Origin of the sequence: Acinetobacter sp. ABJ_C4_1, assembly GCF_044538495.1 — a bacterium.
Lineage (GTDB): Bacteria > Pseudomonadota > Gammaproteobacteria > Pseudomonadales > Moraxellaceae > Acinetobacter > Acinetobacter nosocomialis_A.
The window spans coordinates 1-2,246 of the sequence record NZ_JBIUCQ010000030.1; the positions used below are offsets into that span (position 1 = coordinate 1).

Here is a 2,246-nt window from a genome sequence, read left to right on the forward strand (position 1 = left end):
AAAAAATAGTTATTGTTTAGTTTAATTTAATATATTTGCGCATTTTTTATGATTTTATTTTGTTTTTATAAAGATTAATTAAATTTAGATATCTGGGTGTAAGTTAATAAGGTGTTTTATTTTGATTAAAGACTGATTTTATTAACTTAAATAATTAAAAATAAATTGATCCTTATTAAAACAATCTTTACAATTCATATATAAACTTGTTTTAACAAAAATTCACAAATTAGTAACAATTGGGGTGAGGCATGAGCCAACAAGAAATGAATACAAATGCACAAGAGCAAATGTGGACAGTTGAACAACTTGAACCAAAACTTTTGCTTTCTGCAGATTTAATGCCAGGAATACAAGAAATTACTGGAGCTATTGATCAACCAGGTCAACAAAAACAATATGAGTTTGTTATTAAAGAGAAAACAAAATTCTTTTTTGATGGTATAGATAACAATAAAATGCAGTGGAGTTTAAAAGGAGCTCAGACAGAAAATCAATTTAACACTACAAATTTCACTGATCAAAGTCATTTATTTTTAGATTTAAAGCCAGATACATATTTATTAACTGTAGATGCTTTAGATGATACAAAAACAGATTTTAAATTTCACCTTATTGGTGAAAGTGGTGCAAACTCATTAAGCTTAAATCAAGATACCCAGCTTGAGTTATCTCCAGCTTCAGCTGCTGTATTATATCGTTTTGATGCACAAGCAGGTGATCGCTTTTTTTATGATTCATTATCGGTACAACAATCTTATGGATCATGGAGTGTTTTTGATCCTGATGCTAAGGTACTTATTAATAAGAATAACTTGAATTCTGATAAAGGTTTTACAGTAGATAAAACTGGAACATATTGGTTAAGCATAGAAGGGACGGAGTTAAAAGACACATTAAAAACTACATTCAAATTATATCATTCCCAGCCTACAGTACAGGCTATTCAAGTAAATCAACAAGTCGATGCAGATTTTAAAACGCCATCACAGCTTAATGTATATGAATTAAATTTAGAACAAGATCAATGGATTATATTTGACAAGCTATCAGCTGGAATCAATAATTATACTTTTAGTGTGAAAGATGAATGGAGTAAAGAGTTACGTTCATCTAACACACTAGATAATGATATTACCTATACTCCAATATTTTTAAAGGCAGGCTTGTACAGAATAGAATTAGGTAGTTTTTCAAATACTATAGGTAATCTACACTTTGAAATAAAATCTAGTCTAAATCCTGATGCAAATTTGCAGCAAAATGAAGCATTAACTTTAGAATCATTATCTAACGCAACACAAGTGATTAAGCTTGATGAAGGCGTTGATCAAATATTTATTGATAACAATAATCATATTTATGATGCAGAAATTGGAGTGCAGAAAGCATCAATTTATTCATATACATTATTAGTAAATGAAACGTTAAAGTTTAAAACTGATGAGATATTAAGCTTTAAAATATATGACAAAAATGGTAATTTAATTAAGAAAGAAAATACAAGTTATTTTAATTTCACCTCTAAAAAAGATCAAGAGTATTTTATTTCTGTTACTGAAGTCGAAAATCAGGAATTTGATATCTTTAAAAATATAGCAGTTAATAATGAGAATGATAGAACTATAAAATTAAAAATTTATAATACTTATCAAGTAAATCAAGTCAATAATTTAACAGCTGATATTGGGGGTAGTTTAAATACTGCTCAAATTTTGCGATTAAGAAATAATCAAAATGAAAATCTTAAAGTTAATTTAGGTGATAATGGCACAGGAAAGCCAGATATTGATGTTTATAAAATAAATGTTAAAAAGGGTGATAGGCTATATGTATCAACGCCAAATGGACAAACTTTAATAGGTGGATCTTTTGATGGTTATTTAAGTATCTTTGATGCTCAAGGAAATAGAGTAGCCGCGGCAGATGATAGTTCCCTAGATTATATTTTTAATCAAAATGGTGATTTTTATTTGGCATTTCATCGTTATGGTATTAGTTTTAATATTATTGATGGGACAAGTACGGGTGGATCTGAATCTGCAGTTCTTAATTTAACATTAAAATTAACTACATCAGAACAATATAACGAAAGCACTACAACTAATTTTACTTATAGGTTATTAAGTTTTTTAAATTATGAAAAAAAATGGTATTTGACAGATGAATATGGAATACAGACCCAACAAGGAGATGGTAATTTAATTGATATTAATAATAAAGCTAAGTACTTATGGTTGGTTTAT

At 27.8% G+C, this 2,246-nt stretch carries 1 protein-coding gene; it reads left to right on the forward strand.

Annotated elements, in window-relative coordinates:
* Window positions 1–251 precede the first annotated feature (251 nt).
* A partial coding sequence (locus tag ACIF8R_RS18340; RefSeq protein ID WP_396482475.1) for an LEPR-XLL domain-containing protein occupies window positions 252–2,246 on the forward strand: 1,995 nt, incomplete at its 3' end.